Source organism: Microbulbifer maximicatervae (SeqCode) (assembly GCF_052467305.1).
On sequence record NZ_CP174306.1, the window covers coordinates 1363392 to 1378514 of the forward strand.

General features: G+C 47.7%; 14 protein-coding genes. 7 read left to right on the forward strand and 7 right to left on the reverse strand.

The features are described from left to right. The first annotated feature begins 170 nt into the window (after positions 1-170). From ACJJI4_RS06335 to ACJJI4_RS06360, 6 genes are all read left to right on the forward strand, one after another. Positions 171-701: a MotA/TolQ/ExbB proton channel family protein gene (locus ACJJI4_RS06335; RefSeq protein ID WP_413665263.1), complete on the forward strand. Its 531-nt coding sequence runs from the start codon at positions 171-173 to the stop codon at positions 699-701. Next, positions 701-1054: a DUF2149 domain-containing protein gene (locus tag ACJJI4_RS06340; protein ID WP_413665264.1), complete on the forward strand. Its 354-nt coding sequence runs from the start codon at positions 701-703 to the stop codon at positions 1052-1054. Before ACJJI4_RS06335 ends, ACJJI4_RS06340 begins: the two co-directional genes overlap by 1 nt. Positions 1055-1056: 2 nt before the next feature. Then, the gene (gene cobN, locus ACJJI4_RS06345) at positions 1057-4998 is read left to right on the forward strand and encodes a cobaltochelatase subunit CobN (protein WP_444927447.1); all 3942 of its coding nucleotides are present in this window, start codon (positions 1057-1059) and stop codon (positions 4996-4998) included. A 284-nt stretch (positions 4999-5282) separates the two neighbouring features. Continuing rightward, positions 5283-6230 (forward strand): hypothetical protein, encoded by a 948-nt coding sequence (locus ACJJI4_RS06350; RefSeq protein ID WP_444927448.1) that lies wholly within the window; start codon positions 5283-5285, stop codon positions 6228-6230. A 615-nt stretch (positions 6231-6845) separates the two neighbouring features. Further along, a complete protein-coding gene (locus ACJJI4_RS06355) occupies positions 6846-7523 on the forward strand; it encodes a protease inhibitor BamI-like protein (protein WP_413665267.1) in 678 nt (225 codons plus the stop codon). Between the two features lie 232 nt (positions 7524-7755). Further along, complete coding sequence (locus ACJJI4_RS06360) at positions 7756-8526, forward strand: zinc-dependent metalloprotease family protein (RefSeq protein ID WP_413665268.1); 771 nt, start codon at positions 7756-7758, stop codon at positions 8524-8526. Between the two features lie 105 nt (positions 8527-8631). Here the strand turns inward: ACJJI4_RS06360 and ACJJI4_RS06365 are convergent, their stop codons facing one another. The 3 genes from ACJJI4_RS06365 to ACJJI4_RS06375 form a co-directional block, all read right to left on the reverse strand. Next, positions 8632-8988: a DUF4870 domain-containing protein gene (locus tag ACJJI4_RS06365; RefSeq protein WP_413665269.1), complete on the reverse strand. Its 357-nt coding sequence runs from the start codon at positions 8986-8988 to the stop codon at positions 8632-8634. A gap of 46 nt (positions 8989-9034) precedes the next feature. After that, positions 9035-9781, reverse strand: coding sequence for a metallophosphoesterase family protein (locus ACJJI4_RS06370; protein ID WP_444927449.1), 747 nt, complete (start codon positions 9779-9781; stop codon positions 9035-9037). A gap of 86 nt (positions 9782-9867) precedes the next feature. Beyond that, positions 9868-10500 carry a LysE family translocator gene (locus ACJJI4_RS06375; protein ID WP_444927450.1) on the reverse strand — a complete coding sequence of 211 codons (633 nt, stop codon included), beginning with the start codon at positions 10498-10500 and terminating at the stop codon, positions 9868-9870. A 126-nt stretch (positions 10501-10626) separates the two neighbouring features. Here ACJJI4_RS06375 and ACJJI4_RS06380 point away from each other — a divergent pair, with 126 nt between their 5' ends. Then, positions 10627-11703: an FAD-dependent oxidoreductase gene (locus ACJJI4_RS06380; protein ID WP_444927451.1), complete on the forward strand. Its 1077-nt coding sequence runs from the start codon at positions 10627-10629 to the stop codon at positions 11701-11703. An 8-nt stretch (positions 11704-11711) separates the two neighbouring features. Here the strand turns inward: ACJJI4_RS06380 and ACJJI4_RS06385 are convergent, their stop codons facing one another. From ACJJI4_RS06385 to ACJJI4_RS06400, 4 genes are all read right to left on the reverse strand, one after another. Then, positions 11712-12143 carry a phytanoyl-CoA dioxygenase family protein gene (locus ACJJI4_RS06385; RefSeq protein ID WP_444927452.1) on the reverse strand — a complete coding sequence of 144 codons (432 nt, stop codon included), beginning with the start codon at positions 12141-12143 and terminating at the stop codon, positions 11712-11714. A 39-nt stretch (positions 12144-12182) separates the two neighbouring features. After that, positions 12183-12347 (reverse strand): NAD(P)-binding domain-containing protein, encoded by a 165-nt coding sequence (locus ACJJI4_RS06390; protein ID WP_413665275.1) that lies wholly within the window; start codon positions 12345-12347, stop codon positions 12183-12185. A 27-nt stretch (positions 12348-12374) separates the two neighbouring features. After that, positions 12375-13457: a permease gene (locus ACJJI4_RS06395; RefSeq protein WP_413665276.1), complete on the reverse strand. Its 1083-nt coding sequence runs from the start codon at positions 13455-13457 to the stop codon at positions 12375-12377. A 133-nt stretch (positions 13458-13590) separates the two neighbouring features. Beyond that, positions 13591-15024: a hypothetical protein gene (locus tag ACJJI4_RS06400; RefSeq protein ID WP_444927453.1), complete on the reverse strand. Its 1434-nt coding sequence runs from the start codon at positions 15022-15024 to the stop codon at positions 13591-13593. Positions 15025-15123: the final 99 nt, after the last annotated feature.

Below are 15123 nucleotides of genomic sequence, written 5' to 3' on the forward strand. Positions count from 1 at the left end.
CGCTTGGTCTTGTCGACCAGTTCGGAGCGAGATTATATGGATACTTATCAAAATGTAAAGGTAAATGCGAATCAATATCAATTAGATTAAATTTGACCTTAAAAGTTTCTTTGGGTACTTTCCGCTCAAATTTGTGAACGGCATCAATAGTGGGGCTTGGGAGGCTTGCAGTGAATATTCAATCAATTGAGACCTTAATGGCGGATGTGGCCGACCTGTTTATGGCCCCAGTATTACTGGCGATCCTGGTACTTTTTATCTACTCGCTTTATGCCGCCGGGCGCTTTATTTCACTGTGGATGCTTCGCCGCAAAAATGCCGGAGCCTATCGGTTGGCATTGAAGCAAGGTCGGGTTGAGCGCCTGCCGGGCTACCAAGTACACAACTTTTACGTGAATAACCCTTTGGCATGTGACGACGAACTGGAAGTTTTTGCGTTGAGAAAACTGGAACTTCTTCGCATGGCTACCCGGATCGCGCCCATGTTGGGTTTGATTGCCACCATGATTCCCATGGGGCCGGCACTTCGCGCCCTGGCCGATGGCAATATCCAGGGAATCAGTGAAAACCTGATTATTGCTTTCGCCGCTGTGATCTGGGGCTTGGTAATCTCCACGATTACCTTCTGGCCCGCCTCAGTGAAAAAACGCTGGTTTGCCTCTGAGCTGATCAATATCCGCAAACTGAAGGAGGCCGACTGATGCGCTTCCTCGACGAAGATGAAGAACTGAATCCTATTCTGAGTGCGGTGAACCTGATCGATGTGTTTCTGGTCATTATCGCCGCGCTGCTGATTGCCATTGCGCAAAATCCCTTGAACGTTTTTTCCAATGAAAAGGTCACGGTGATTAAAAATGCCGGCGAACCCAATATGGAAGTGATCGTCAAGGACGGTAAGGAAATCAAACAATACAAATCCACCGGGGAAATTGGCTCAGGGGAGGGCACCCGTGCAGGTGTGGCCTACCAGATGGCCGATGGCAGCCTGGTTTATGTACCGGAAGGGGAAGGTAAAGATGCTCCCGCCGGTGAAAAAGCTTCGGGGGGGAATTAGTGGTGCGTAATAAACTATGGGCACAGTTTGTGTGCCTATTGATGAGCTTGGCTTTTGCAACCTTTGCCCAGGCCAGTGATAAACCCAAAGTACTCTTGATGATGTCGAGCCACACGGCCAAGGCAAAAGGTACATTGCTGGCTGATCTCTCTGCAGACCAACCCTTTGAGCTGGAGATCTTTAACAGCAAAGGTAAGAGTGATGAGGAAATCGACCTGGCTTGGTCTTCCGCTGAACTGATAATGCTGGATGGCATCAACCCGGCGCTTTCTGCTTTTATGTTTGGCAAGTTCCAGCCAATGCTGGCCAAGCATCCGCAAGTTCCGGTGATTTCCCTGGGGGATGCAGATAATAAGTCCATGAACCAGGGGTTGGCAGAGTCCGAGCATCGGGCGATAGCCGCTTATTTTAATAATGCGGGCCGCAAAAACTACCGGCATATGATGCAGTTTTTGTCGGCAGAGGTATTTGACCTTTCCAGTGGCTCAGTACCGGAACCGATAATTGTACCCAAGGTGGGTTTTTATCATCCCCGCCTGGAGCAGCTTGTCACCGATAAAGAGGAATTTTTCTTTGACTGGTTAAAGCCCGCTGAGCAGCAGCCAGTGATTGCTGTGGCTATCCATCGCTCCGTGGTGGATTACGAGCAGCAGCAGGTTGTCGACACCCTGTTGGATGGTCTTGAGGCTAAAGGTGCCAAGGCTTTCGCCTTCTTCTTTGAAGGCGAAGACTTGCCGCTTTCCTATCCAGACTTATTGCAAACCGACAGCGGCAATACCCGTGTCGACTTGATGATTAATTACCGCTCCCTGCACTATGTCAGCAAGCGCCGCGCTGAATTTGAGAAGTTGGGAGTGCCGGTTATTCACGCGCTCAATTACACCGAGGGCAGCGAAGAAGAATATTTTGCTGATAATAGCGGTGTATCTCCATCCCTGACTCCATTCTTCCTGGTAATGCCTGAAGATACTGGCAGCATCGATCCGGTGATTATCGCTGCTAATAAAGACGGCAATAAAGTAGTGATGGATGTACAGATGCAGGCCTTGATAGAGCGCGCCTGGAATCACGCCTCCCTCGCTTATCAAAGCAACACCAATAAAAAGGTGGCAACGTTTATTTGGAACTACCCGCCCGGGGAAAAAAATATCGGTGCGGCTTTCCTGGATGTACCCAGCTCGATTGAGTCGATTGCCCAGGCAATGCGCGAAAGAGGCTATGAGGTACATATCAGGGATTCAAAAACCCTTATCGATTGGGCCGGGCAGTTGTTGCGCCCCTATTATCGTCGCGAAGACAGCGTAGCCTTGATCGATAAAGGGCTGGCTGATTGGATGCCGCTGTCGACCTATCAAGCCTGGTTTGACCAACTGCCTGCAACTGTGCGGGATCCTATTGTAGAGCGTTGGGGCAAGCCGGAAGACAATGCCATGTTGGCCGAACATAACGGCGAGCCTGCATTTGTTATTCCTCGGATGACCCTCGGCAATTTGATTGTGTTGCCGCAAGGCGTTCGCGCGGACAATGCCAAGGATCACTCTTCCCTATACCACGATATGAAAACCCCGGTGAACCACGCCTACCTGGCGGTTTACCTCTATGCGCGGGAAACCTTTGGTGCCGATGCCTATATTCACCTTGGAACCCATGGCTCCCAGGAGTGGCTCAGTGGCAAAGAGCGGGGCCTGTCGGTTTACGATGCACCTAGCTTGGCCCTGGGAAATATCCCGGTGTTCTACCCCTACATTATCGATAATGTGGGAGAGGCTATGCAGGCCAAGCGCCGTGGCCGTGCCACCATGATCAGCCACTTGACCCCAGGCTTTGCGAAAGCGGGCCTATATGCGGAAGTGGCTGAGTTGTCCGAGTTAATTGGCAATTACCTGGTATTGTCTGAGGGGCAGACCCGGGCCAATACCCAAGAGCGTATTATCGGTCTGGCCGAAGAGCTCAATATGCTCAAGGATCTGGAAATCAGTGCTGAAGCCTTAAGTGCGGATTTTGATGGCCAACTGAGCCGCTTGCAGGATCATTTGGGTCAACTGGCAGAGATGAGCCAGCCGCTGGGTATCCATCGTTTTGGTCAGCTGCCCAAAACCGAACACCTCACCAGCACCATGCTGCAAATGTTGGGTGAAGGGTTTATCACCGCAGCGGATGAATATGAGGCGGAGCACGGGTTGCGTTTGCCGGAAGAGCAAACCCGGGACGAGCGCAATGTTGTGGCTTTGGAAGCGCAGGCGGGATTCCAGTTGCTGGATACCTTCCTAGAGGGCGGTGAGCTGGAGCAGGTTCCTGAGCCCTTGCAGGCCCAGTTGGATCAGGCCCGGGAATACTCCGATAACTTTGCCAAAATTGCCGAGCTGGAAAACCTGATGTCGGCACTCGATGGTAACTACATTCCTGTAAGCCATGGGGGTGACCCGATTCGCAACCCACAGGCGGTGCCCACCGGCCGTAACCTGATTGGCTTTAACCCGGCTAAGGTGCCGTCGAAGGAAGCCTATGAAGCTGGTGTACAGCTGATGGACCAGACCATTGCTGACTACCATGCAAAGCACGGCCGCTTCCCGGACAAGTTGGCATTCTCCCTGTGGTCCCTTGAAACCATGCGCCACCAGGGGGCCCTGGAAGCCCAGATCCTGCACGCCCTGGGCCTAAAACCAAAGTGGAACCAGCAGGGCAATGTTACCGGTACAGAAGTTATTCCCTATTCGGAATTAAAGCGCCCGCGTATTGATGTCGTAATCTCTGCGACAGGCCTTTATCGGGATGCTTTCCCCAACGTGATGCTGTGGTTGGCAGAAGCCATCGATAAAGTGGCGCAGATGAAAGAAGACAATAACTTTGTCTACCGCCACAGCCAGGCATTGCAACAGCAGCTGCTGGAAGACGGCAACAGTGAAGAGGATGCTCGCTATTTGTCATCGGTGCGTATCTTCTCCAATGAAAGCGGCAACTACGGAACGGGCCTTGCCGCTGCCAGCCTGGCCTCTGACAGTTGGGAGGGGGATGACAAGCTCGCTGACCTCTATATGCGCCGCATGGGCTTTGCTTATGGCAAAGATGAATCCCGCTGGAGCGAGGATCAGCGCAGTGTTGAGCTGTACGGCAAGGTGCTGTCTGGCACTGATGGGGTGATTTTCTCCCGCTCCACCAACCTCTACGCCATGATGACCAATGACGATCCCTTCCAATACTTTGGCGGTATCGGTCTGGCGGTTCGCAATCTGGATGGCGCAACGCCGGAAATGTATGTTTCCAATTTGCGTCGCAAAGATAACGTAAAAGCGCAAACCCTTGCGGAGTTCGTTAACCAGGAAATGCGCAGCCGTTACTTCCATCCCCGCTGGATTGAGGCGATGCAGGACTCCGGCTACGCAGGTGCTACCGCTATCCTGGATCGCGTCAACAATATGTGGGGCTGGGAAGTAATGACTCCGGAAACCATTCGCGACGACCAATGGCAGGAAATGTTTGAAGTCTACGTGGATGACAAATATGAAATGGACATGCGCGAATTCTTCGAAGAGCACAATGCCGAGGCCCTGGCCCAGATGTTGGAGCGAATGCTGGAAGCGGTGCGCAAGGGATATTGGGATGCGAAGCCTGAAACCCTGGAGAAAATGGTAGAGACCTACACCGAGCTGGCAAATCAGTTTGATGTGGCTACCGACAATGACAAGTTCAAGGAATTCGTCAATCAGCAGGCACTAGGGTTCGGCCTCGCGGCCCTGGCCAATGCCCAGGTATTGGATAACCCTCAGGTTAGCAGCGCCAATGCCGCGCAACAGGTCAGTGGCCAGAAGCTGGAGCAGGTTGCAGAGCCGACTCCCAGTGATAAGCCGGAAAAGCTGATATGGCTACTGTTGATGGCTATTGTGTTGGCAGGCTTTGTCAGCGGTTTCTTTGATCATAAGTGGGTGCGAACCAAGCCCGCTTAATGCCCTTCTTAAACGGCACTCGATCTGCTTAAGGCCGGGTGCCGTTAACCTCCCTCTGTTGTACCCCTCCCGTGTAAATAATCTTAAAACTGCCTCGGCTACAGGGTTAAGAATTGTTGACCCCGGCAACTATTACTCTCTTACTGTGTTAGCTTTCTATTTAGAAGGTGAAAAGTGCATTTTGATTACTTTGTAAATCATTAATCTTGCAGCTTCTCAGGTTAATAGGGCTACAGCTTGGTGCACTTCCGGCTAAAGCTGTCTCTCGAAAGGAGGTTGGAACGATGGGAGAACGATATCAGGCGGCCTTTCTGGGCCTTATATCGATTACGGCAAATGCCTGGTCTCTGGAAAACCCTTACTCGAGCAATGGGGCGGTGGCTGAGGGTTCTGCCAAAGTAGAAACGGAGAACCTGTTTTCCTGTGCTTCCGGTCGCTCCCGGTTGTCGCCAATGGGGGTGAAGCAGGTAGAGGGCAAAGCCTTTACCGTTCCGGCTGAAGTGAATTATAGCAAGCGGTACTTTGCTGCGGATCTCTATAACCAGTGCTCTGGGGTCACTCCATCCTCATTGGAGGATATGGATCTTACAAAGGTACCGGTGGTCGATATCGACAAAGAAGGTGAGGTGGTTACCGGTTATATCTTTGCCGACAATTATTTTGAGCTATATATCAATGGCAAGTTAGTTGCTGTTGATCCGGTTCCATTTACGCCGTTTAACTCCAGTGTGGTTAAGTTCAGGGTGAAGAGGCCTTACGATATCGCTGTAAAAGCGGTTGACTGGGAGGAGAACTTAGGGGAGGGCACAGAGAGTAACAGAGGTGTCCGCACCCATGCCGGTGACGGTGGCTTTATTGCAAGCTTTTCAGATGGTACCAAGACGAATTCAAAGTGGCATGCACAAACTTTTTATACAGCACCTATTTATGATTTGGGGTGCTTGAAAAAGCGGGGAGAAGAGCGAGCCTCCTCGGACTGTGCTGAGAGGCCCCCAAAACCAGGTGCACAAGTTTATTCTCTGCACTGGGATATTCCGAAAAATTGGAAAGTCGACGATCGCTATCTTTCTTGGCCTTATGCGACAGAGTACGCGGAGCAGCAGATAGGTGTGGACAATAAAGCGGCGTATATGAATTTTCGGAAACAGTTTTATGGCAGTGGTGCTAAATTTATCTGGTCAAAAAACATAGTCCTGGATAATTTGGTGTTGTTGCGCTATCGAGTTGATTAACGGTGTCACCTTTAGCCAATTAATTGCTGTACGCTGCAGTTATTGCGTACAGCTTTATCTCTACCCAATCAAGAATAAACAGATTGTCTGAATTGCCTGCCTAGTTACGATTTTCCAGTTTGTCCTTATATTCACTTTTTTCTACCAGAAAATTCCATTCCAAAATTGAAGAGAAATTTTGAGCTCTCACTTTTTTCTTCTATTGTCTTTCGCACGCTGAAATTGTTGATTCTGCTTAAAAATCTATCAAATTTGTTTCTTGTGAAACTTATTTTTTTGGTTTTTTGCAGGTGATTCCTGCTCGTATTTGGGGGAATCTCACCACTGGTACTTGGCTTGAACTAATTTGGTGCAAAAAGGGTTTTCGTGAAGCATGTCTGCTTTAATTCCGACGTTCCCCACAGTTTTGAAAAATAATTTAGATTCTGTTCAGTTTTTATGAAAATTATGTGAAAAATTTCCCAAAAAAAAGCTGCGTGATAATTAGGATCGATCGTCTCAACTAAATATCGAATGTTAAGAATCGTAAAGATGCCAACATGAGGTAAGGCTGGTTAAGCTGTCGATAGGACGTGCTTTGCCGTTGCACGTAGCATTATTTTGAGAGAAAAGCTTGTGAGAAAAATAATTCCTCTCGTCGCCATTGCAGTGGCAGCAGGGTATTTCGTTTGGGCCAAAAGCCAATCTGAAGGTCAAAAACCAGTCGCTGAGCTAGAAAAACCCAAGCCAGCTATCAGTAAGTCTGCTCAAAAAGCAGAGCCGCTTAAACCTGAGGAGGTTCAGGTGGGTGAAGAAGAACTCCTCGAAAGTGATGAAGAAAAAGCACTTTGGGTTGAGTCAGAGCTGGCTAGGGAAGCTCTTCATGAAAATGGTCGCCTACCCGTAGATCTCAATGGTGAAACCTATCTCGAGCTGGATATTGATATGCTCCGGAATCTCACTGTTGGTGATTACGTCGACATTGACTTGCCAGGTATTGAAGGTGATTACGATGCTCAGGTTGGCAGTATCGAAGAGCATGCCAGTGGCAACAAAAGCGTACAATTAAATCTCCCGGGGATGACTCGCCTGCATGGCGTAACTTTTACTCTCGGAGCAAACTCTGTTTATGCACAGCTAAACTTACCTTCCGGGTCATACACTATGGAAGGTCAGGGTAGTTATGCGTGGATAGCGCCTAATGGTGCATTAATTAAAAACCACGTAGAGAAACACGATAAGGATATGTCCTCGGAAGCACCTCGTGAAAAGACCTGGTCGGATGACGATTTACCGCTAAACGACTTCAAATAAGAAGAAATTGATTCAAAGTAATTATGCTTTGAATTAATAATCAGGCAAAGGAAGGCCCAAGTAAATCCTGCAGATACCGGGGGCTCGTCTCCTCAGGCGGTTAAAAGACTAGGGATAGTTTTTTAATCGAGTCAGGGTATTAAAAGCGTATTGTTACTCCTTTGGGCAGCAATTTTAATTAATTGCTGGGGGAGGAGTGTGCACTACTTATTATAATAAAAGGAGTCTTATAATGAACCTGAAGAAAAGCCTGGCCGCTGCTATTGCAGCACTGACTGTTTCTGGCGCTGCGAGTGCCGATACCGTCGATATCGCTATTATGTACACTGCACCAGCTGCGGAGTATACCGGTGATATCTCAGCCAAGATCGATAGCTATATCAGCTATGCGAACAATTCCTTTTCAAGGAATGGTATTGATATCCAGTTGAACCTGGTAGACACCTGGCAAGCTACCAGCTCCGATCTCCGTGTTAACGAAGAAACCCTGGACCTGATTACCTTCCACGACACTGTGAATGACTGGCGTTCCTCTGAAAAGGCGGATATGGTGGTTTTCCTGGGTAAAGCTGAAGAAACTGTAATCGACGGCAACACCTACATCACCTGTGGTATTGCCTGGGTTGGACAGGGTAGCAATGGCACCATGTACTCCAGCGCAAAAGAGCGTGCTTACAGCGTAACTGGCGTTGACTGTGGTTATAACACCTTCGTTCACGAGCTGGGCCACAATATGGGTCTGCTTCACTCAACCAAGCAGGGTGATACCTCTGGTGGCGTTTACTCTTACGGTATGGGTCACGGTGTAGATAACAAGTTCTCTACCATCATGGCTTACCCTTGGAAATACGGCGAAAACGTTACCCAGTACGATTGGTTCTCTGATCCTGACTGGTACGAGTGTGGTGGCTTGGCCTGTGGTGAGCGCTCAAACGGCGTAGACATTTCTAACGCTTACCGTGCTCTCGGTCCTATCACCGATGATATCTCTGGTTACTACTAATCGGCGCTAATCTGCTGAAAGTAATTGTAGAGATTACTGGCTTATAGCCAAGGGAAATCGGGAGGTGCTCTCCCGATTTTCCATCTGAAAAAAACGGTTAACTATTTAACCAAAAAATCGAATACTGAGTGGGTAGCGCCAAAATTGGCCTTCATTGGCCCGGATTGCTCCAATCACAATAAATATTACATTGATTATTGCTAGTGCAATCAGTCCAAAAATACCGATAATAAAAAATATCAGTATGGCGGAAATAATAGAATAGATAAGTAGGCTTAACATCCAGTTGAATATCATCTTGCCGTGTTTGTCAATTTCTTGAGAGCGGTCCCTTGTTGTCGCCCACATAATAATGGGTAAAACAAAACCAGCACCAGGAATCACGACCCAAGCCAATTGACTTAGATGAAGCAACATTAGGAAGGTATTTAGTTCCATATCCCAAGGGCGATAATCTTCCATTTGGCGACTTTCCTTTTGATTCAATGTCCTGTGTAAGCTGACTTACCTAGCTAGCTCGTCCGGTTGACAGATAGAAACCCCAGTCATCTCTCCCTTGCGCAATAGCAGCTTTAACAGCTTTATCTGTATCATAACTTACCTTAAAAAATTCTGCGCTCCAGGCTCCATTTTTGCTTCTCTCTATCAGGGCGTAACTCGCATGGGGGCTAAAGGTTTCCATTATATGGGGTTGCGGTTCACTGTCAGTGTAAGCCGGTAGCCCAACGCTGCCTGGATTTACGACCAGCTGGCCACTACCGACAGAGACACAGCGGGGTTGATGTGTATGCCCACATAGAATGACTTTTGAGGAAATCTTTCCAAGGAGGTTGAGGATTTCATGGTTGGAACGTATCTGGGGGCGGCCGCTGCTGGTATCTTCCAGCAGATATATGAGGTCACTACTGGGTGTTCCATGGCAAAGAAAGACTTCATCGGTGATTTGTAAGCTGGGTGGTAACTGCTTCATCCATAATAGTGGTTTAACACCAAGGTCTTTCAGAATAAATTGCAGGGTTGGGTTGCTTTCTATTTCGGTAGATGTGGCTTCATATATTTGCCGGTCCTGATTACCGCGAATTGTCGTGTAACCTTGCTCCATTAAGCGTTCATAGGTGAGTCGTGGCGCAATAGGACCATATAAAATATCACCCAGGTTCACCGTTAGATCGGCGCCTCTCTTTTTTAGATCAGTAACAATGGCATCGAGGGCATAAACATTGCTATGGATGTCAGACAGGACCGCTATTCGCATTGAGCTCTCCGCTGGACTGCTGAAAGTACTTTGACTGCCGCTATATTTTCACAGAAAGCTTCCTGTCGTCCATAAAACTATAAAAATCAGCGGTCAAAAGCCAGGCGAGAGGCCAAGCCGAGGAAAATAACTCCAAGAAAGCCATCCAGGTGCCGCTGAATATTGGCCTGTCTAGCAAGAGATTTTCCCAGCTTGCTAAACGATAGGGATACCAGGGTGTTAAAAGCCAGCGCTGTAATGCTTAAGAGTACGCCCAATACAAGGATTTGGGTCGTGATTGCCTGGGATGACACGGTAAATTGAGGCAGGAAAAGGCTAAAGAAAAGTAGGGCTTTGGGGTTCATTAGGTTGTTGAGCAAGCCCCGGGCCATCAGCTGTGCTGCCGACAGTGCCACGGTATCTGGTTGGTTATTTTGTGCCACTTTATTTGAACGCCAATTGCGAAGGAGTGACAATCCAAGCCAAGCTAAATATACGGCTCCCACCAGTTTTACTACCATTGCCACCAGAGGCATCGTCTGCATGATATGTCCGAGTCCGAGAGCAACTAGCGCCGTTTGCACTATCCCAGCAGTAAAAATGCCCAGCGAGATCATTACTCCAGCAGTAAATCCGCGAGCCGAAGAGTAAGCAGATATTAACAGTAAGTCAGGACCAGGGGAGGCCGCTAGAACAATCGCTGCGATCAAGAAGGCGGGTAAAATACTGAGGTCGATCATATGAGGGGTGCCTTGAAATTGCGATTTTATCACAGCAGGTGTGTTTACTTCTATGATGGCCGTGCCTTGCTTTTTCCCGGGCTTCTACAATAGACGTGAGTTCAACGACAGAGTGCAACACTACCAGTGAGCCATATAGACCGGGTGTTAGTGGTTGGTGCGGGCCCAACAGGGTTGGCGGCAGCTTGTGCTTTGTCTTTCTATGGAATCAAATGCCGAATAGTTGAACGCCGTACCAAGCCCAGTGAACTCTCTCGGGCAGTCGGTATTTTTCCCTGCACCATCAGACGCCTTCTTAAGGTGGGCGTTTCAGATAACTTGGTCTCTGAGGCGATGCGACTCTGCAAAGTTCAATATCTTCAAGCGGGTAGGCCGCTGTTATTTTTGGATAACCGGGGCGATGCGTATAAAGAGTATGTGGGCTTTGGGCTGCCGCAAAATCGCACCGAGGAAATTTTGCGAGATGCTTTATTTGAGCAAAGCGTTTCAGTTGAATATGGCGTGGCTGCTACTGAAGTGGATTCTAGTGATCACAGGGTGGTAGTTACCCTGTCTGACGGCAGTGTCGAATGCTTTGACTGGTTAATTGCTGCTGACGGAGTTCATTCAACAATTCGTGAGAAGCTGAGTATTCCATTTTCTGGTACAGATTTGCCGGAACCTTGGGGAGTCGCTGATGTAGATATAGAAGGAGAGTGTGATCCCGATTTAGTTAGCGTGGATATTCAGCGGCCCGGCAATCAATTTACAATTACTTTACCTATGGGTAAACAGCGTTTAAGAGTAGTTGCTACCCAGCCAGATGCGTTGGGAGCACTAGATGTGCCGCTAAAAATTAAGAATATCCATCGCTCCGGTAGTTTTCAAATTTCCATTCGCCAGGCGAAGAGTTATCGCTCCCAGCGCGTACTTTTAGTCGGAGACGCCGCTCACTGCCATTCTCCCGTAGGTGGCAAGGGTATGAATCTGGGTATTGCCGATGCGATAGCTGCAGTTGATGCGATTATAAACGGCACAGTAGATAGTTATTCCGATGAAAGGCGTAAAATAGGCGCGGCGACGATTCGAAAGACAGAAATTGTTAGGCGGATTATAAGCTCAAATTCCTTGCTAAATAAAATATTGGTGCGGATGTTGGCAAAGCTCGCCGTATCTTTTCCGGTGGTACGACAAGCATATACCCAAAACCTGACAAAGCTTTAAATGAACGTTTATTCTTTAAGGATTTCGTTGTAACCGTAGGTATCATTGCCGAAAACCTGAAAAGTGTCGATTTTAGGGGTATCATATTCGACAAGTCCCTCATAGGTTGAATATAAATCTTTTCCGTAGGGGGCTACCTTTATGTGGTTGGCAGTGCATCTTCCTACAAAGGAGAACCTTCTACTATTATCGCTGGTATTGGAATGGGAAGCATGTAAGTTCAATGAAGAAAAGATCAAACACTCCCCAGCTTTCATCTCTAAATCTATCACCATAAATTGATTAAGGAAATCATCTCCAATTAATTTTATGGAGCTAAATAAAATAAGAGTACTTTTATTAATTAGCTCCAAAGTTTTGGCTGATGGATCTAAATACTCGTCCACTATTTCACGGCCTGTAGGTAAGTATTCCCTATTTGGATATACCCAGCCATTCATATCAAGGAGGTTAGCAACTGCTTTATCAATGATATAGGGTCAGAGTGTAAAAACCCGAACATGGCCCCAATCCAGCATGGCGCTGCCGGCCGATATGCCTTTCTCTAAAACCAAGGGCTTCAATTTTCTCGACAAGAGCTGTACAGCGGCAGCAATTCCAATAGGCCCTGCGCCAATGATAATCGCGTCGTGTATCTTGTTCATAAGTCTCTACCTCCAAAATACCTGGAATTAAAACAGAAGGGTGTACAGGTAACCCGCTGTGATAGCCATACCTAAAACAACCACTAAAAATGCTGCGATCATCTGGGTTTTAAAGATGGACCTTAATAGGATAACTTCTGTCAGGCTGGCGCCAGCACTGCCGATAATTAGTGCCATTACCGATCCGAGAGCCATGCCCTTTTGCACCAAACCAGCACTCAGAGGGATAACAGCAGAGGCACGTATATAGAGTGGAATACCGATTACAGCTGCAATTGGAATCGCGTACCACTTGTTTTCTCCTGCGTAGGTTACGATCAAATCAGTAGGAACAAATCCGTAAATGAATGATCCCAGAGAAATACCGAGCAGTAAATAGGGGAGTGTTTTTTTAAAATCTATCCAGGTGGAATTCCAAATAATGACCCAGCGATTTAGTTTCTGGGTTTCTACTCCCCCCTCAGAATCACAGCTATTTGCCGGAGTATTGATACAGCAGGATGTAGTTTCTCCAGTTTTTGCAGCTGATGATAGAGAAGATATTGTTGCTGTATTGGTTGCGCCAGTTGTAGCCAAGACTCCATTATTAAATGCCAAATTATTGGCTATCCCTTTGTTCTCACTGGGTGAAGGGGGATTTTTACTATTTGTGTCTCGGTAGACACCATCGCGGACAAAACGCTCGAATCCAAATTTTTCCAGTGCAAATCCCGCAGAAATTGACACAGTCATCGCTAGAGTGAAATAAAAAATCGCTACGTTGAGACCAAATGTAAAGATCAACAAGCCAATAACAATCGGATTAAGTAGAGGGCTGGAGAATAGGAACACCATCATTGGTCCGAAACCAGCGCGGGCGCGAAGTAGACCCTTCAAAAATGGAATAGTAGAGCATGAACAGAAAGGTGTAATGGAGCCAAGTAATGCGGCTATTACGTAGCCTCGGCCATTGCGTGAGCTTAGGGTCGCTTGGATTTTTTCCGGTGTAATGTACTGCTGCAATACACCAACGAGGTAGCTGATAGCTAAAAATAATACTGTCAGCTCAACTGCAAGAAAAGCAAACATAGAGAGAGCTTCTTCTAGCATGGATACGAACTCTGGGGGCATTGTTTTAGCTCCTTAATTAAATTGGTAGTACTAGAAATATAGAAATAATGAATTTTGTCAGTGTGTTTTCATTAGCTTTGAAGTGTGATTTATGGTGCCAAGAGATCCCTTTTACGGATTGCTTGTGATGTTGTCAGGCGACATTGGATATCAGTGAATCTAAAACGCCCTTGCCGCTATGCACGCCACCCTCCATTTCCTGAGAGGATTTACTCCGAACTAAGTAGCCGGCAAAACCTTGCTCTGAAGTAGCTGGTTGACCATTGAAATGAATCGTAAACATACCTATTTCACTGATTAAATCGCCTACTAAATATAATTCAGAGTCTCTGACTACCAGGGCGGGGTTGTTTCTAGGGGGCGGGCTCAAGCGTGGCATTAGTGCCCAGGCAGGGTATTCGTCTACTGAGAGCTGTTTGAGTTTCAGCTTGATATCCTGGCCAAAGACACAGTGCCCGCCGCCTTCTCCCTGATTTTTGAGCACCCACTTAGAGGCGTTCTGCTGACTGAACCATCCTATCGTCTCTGATGAAATTGGTTGCATCTCGCCAAGTAATGACTTGATTAGAACCGCTTCATCCTGGGATACATTGAATCCGGTTAGCGTTTCTACTGACATGGACGAAAGGATCATTTGTACACGCTTGCTGGTAGCCAGTTGTTGGCTTACGGTTGCATTAATTGCGATCCGATGGCTCTCAAGCAAAATTCGCGATTGCATCAGTGTTTCACAGCAGCGCTCGCTATCCAGGTCTTTGGCGACATAATCACAGTAGTTGTAGCCGGCTCGTAAATACACGCAATCTACAGGGCCTATTCCTTGCAGCAGGAGCCTATTGTTGGGGCCTGTTACCAGGCCCGCTTTGAGTTCGCGAAAGGTCTTTCGTACCGTACGTATGCCTTTTTCAGCTAAGGCATATTCAAGAAGGTGTTGGTCGAAGACATTGTCTTCATGCTCCTGTATCACCATTAGAAATGTTGGGTTGCCACCATCTCCAAACTCGCTTTTGATGGCTCTTGTCGCATCGGCAAGGCCTTGGGAGAGTCGCTCAATTGCTGGGTTCTCTATAGGTTGGCCGTTCGAAGTATTGGACCAATTGGAATAGGTCTCAGGACTTTGCGAGCGGATGAATTGGTGCAACTCGTAAATACGCTGCCCAAAGGGCCCCATTCCTGCTGCGATTCCATTGAACTCAATGAGCTTTGGTCCTTGGCTCACATCGTCCATAAAGTCACTTCTCATAATCAGGAGGGGGAGGCGGGGCGCATTTTTTATTTGACCATGCATGGCGAGTAAGGCACCGAAAAACGGGTCTCCATGTGCAACAGGACTGATAGCTTCGTGAAGAAATTGGTGATCTTCTGAGACTTGATGGATCAGCTTTCCCAATAGGGGTACTGCTTTCTTTAACGTCTCAAACCGTTCCAGAGCGATAGTACTTGGGGTAAGGCTAAAAGGAACATGGCTCGCTGAGCCACGACTAGATTTGAAAGCCAAGCCATGGGCAAGCCCCCACTCTACCGCTTCATTGGCTGCCTGAATGGCGTTTGGATGGCTCTTTTTCATGGTTTCCTCTGGCCTTTGTATGCTGGGGTACACAACTCAAATGATATGATATTTCTAGAATAATGGAAATATAGGTGTTAAGTAAAGGTGTGTGTTCGA

What these genes read in the sequence shown, in the direction of transcription:
- ACJJI4_RS06340 (WP_413665264.1), top strand. Translation starts at nt 701, where the DNA reads ATGCGCTTCCTCGACGAAGATGAAGAACTGAATCCTATTCTGAGTGCG.
- ACJJI4_RS06350 (WP_444927448.1), top strand. Translation starts at nt 5,283, where the DNA reads ATGGGAGAACGATATCAGGCGGCCTTTCTGGGCCTTATATCGATTACG.
- ACJJI4_RS06360 (WP_413665268.1), top strand. Translation starts at nt 7,756, where the DNA reads ATGAACCTGAAGAAAAGCCTGGCCGCTGCTATTGCAGCACTGACTGTT.
- ACJJI4_RS06365 (WP_413665269.1), bottom strand. Translation starts at nt 8,988, where the DNA reads ATGGAAGATTATCGCCCTTGGGATATGGAACTAAATACCTTCCTAATG.
- ACJJI4_RS06370 (WP_444927449.1), bottom strand. Translation starts at nt 9,781, where the DNA reads ATGCGAATAGCGGTCCTGTCTGACATCCATAGCAATGTTTATGCCCTC.
- ACJJI4_RS06375 (WP_444927450.1), bottom strand. Translation starts at nt 10,500, where the DNA reads ATGATCGACCTCAGTATTTTACCCGCCTTCTTGATCGCAGCGATTGTT.
- ACJJI4_RS06385 (WP_444927452.1), bottom strand. Translation starts at nt 12,143, where the DNA reads ATGAATGGCTGGGTATATCCAAATAGGGAATACTTACCTACAGGCCGT.
- ACJJI4_RS06390 (WP_413665275.1), bottom strand. Translation starts at nt 12,347, where the DNA reads ATGAACAAGATACACGACGCGATTATCATTGGCGCAGGGCCTATTGGA.
- ACJJI4_RS06395 (WP_413665276.1), bottom strand. Translation starts at nt 13,457, where the DNA reads ATGCCCCCAGAGTTCGTATCCATGCTAGAAGAAGCTCTCTCTATGTTT.
- ACJJI4_RS06400 (WP_444927453.1), bottom strand. Translation starts at nt 15,024, where the DNA reads ATGAAAAAGAGCCATCCAAACGCCATTCAGGCAGCCAATGAAGCGGTA.